The organism is Campylobacter sp. RM9334 (assembly GCF_020138145.1).
Classification (GTDB): domain Bacteria; phylum Campylobacterota; class Campylobacteria; order Campylobacterales; family Campylobacteraceae; genus Campylobacter_E.
Map to the genome: position 1 here is coordinate 1 of NZ_JACGAX010000047.1, position 1,284 is coordinate 1,284.

The 1,284-nt window shown below is 27.0% G+C and carries 2 protein-coding genes; both read right to left on the reverse strand.

What is annotated here, in order from left to right; all coding sequences use genetic code 11:
- Positions 1-103 precede the first annotated feature (103 nt).
- On the reverse strand, positions 104-652 hold the full coding sequence (locus AVBRAN9334_RS10055) for a hypothetical protein (RefSeq protein WP_239803609.1): 549 nt from the start codon (positions 650-652) through the stop codon (positions 104-106).
- A 107-nt stretch (positions 653-759) separates the two neighbouring features.
- A partial coding sequence (locus AVBRAN9334_RS10060; RefSeq protein ID WP_336607735.1) for a molybdopterin dinucleotide binding domain-containing protein occupies positions 760-1,284 on the reverse strand: 525 nt, incomplete at its 5' end.

Sequence of the window (1,284 nt, forward strand, 5' to 3'; positions counted from 1 at the left end):
AATAAACCACTAAGATATTTAAAAAACACTCAAAAGGAATTTAAAAACAAACTTTTAAATTCCTTAATCTTTTTTAGTATTTACTTACACTTTTAAAGCATACTTACTCATCATCACCAGGAGCTACTCTTTGTAAGTATTTTACTACTTGATAGTATTCATTCTCATCTAAACTTGCATTATCTTGCATAGATTTAATTGTGCTTGGCCATACATTTTTACTAAACTCATCATAAGCATGTAAAGCATGGCATATACCACATCTTTCTTCAAATAATGCCTTACCATCTTCTATAATATCTTTATTTGTAATCTTAGTATTATCAACACTAGCTACTATCTCTACTACTTCCCAAGTATTATCATAATCATCTACTTTAGTTCCTATTACTTTAACAGCATTAGCATCATCAAGATTTACACTATTTGATAAGACACCTAAAGTATCATAAATAGCTTTTCCACCTTTAGGACGATAGCCTGTAAGTTTTATCTCGCTTTTATTATTATCATTTTTAACTATATCAAACTTAGTTCCTATAATAATTGTTCCTATTGTTTTATTATTAATACTTAAAGGAGTGTTTTCTAAAGCATAATTATTAGCTAATAATGAGCTTGTAATTAAACTTAATAATATTAGTTTTTTCATTTTTTATTATCCTTATAAATGTTTTTATACTTATTATTATTTGTTTTTATTACTTATATTAATAAGTATTTTTAAAGCCTAAAATATACTTTTAGGCTTTATTTAATTTATGCTTTAAACTTTGGTTGTCTAAATAAATCAAGTGCTGGAATTTCTTTAGTATATTTTTCTATTTCTACTAAAGCAGTTGCTTGATTACCACAAGCAAGTTTGCTGCTTGGAATATCAGCTATAAGCACATTCACATCTCCGTGTAAGCATAAGCCTTTTTTATTAGGATTATACCAAGAGCCTTCTTGCATTCTAATTACACCAGGTTTAACATATTCAGTTACTAAAACACCACCTAGTATTTCTCCTCTATCATTAAATATACGAACTATATCTCCATTTTTAATACCACGAGCTTTTGCATCAATTGGATTCATCCATAAGCTTTCTTTTCCTTCTACTTCTTCAAAATCTCTTAAAAAAGTATTATTAAGTTGTGAGTGTAATCTATACTTTGGATGTGGAGTGATTAGATTTAATTTATATTTTTTAGCATTGCCTAAATATTCAGCTGGTTCATAAAATTGAACTAAGCCTTTGCAATCATCATAGCCAAACTTATCAATCTTTTTAGAAAATAT

Excerpts from the sequence above, each read along its gene's own strand:
- AVBRAN9334_RS10055 (WP_239803609.1), bottom strand. The coding sequence starts at position 652 with ATGAAAAAACTAATATTATTAAGTTTAATTACAAGCTCATTATTAGCT.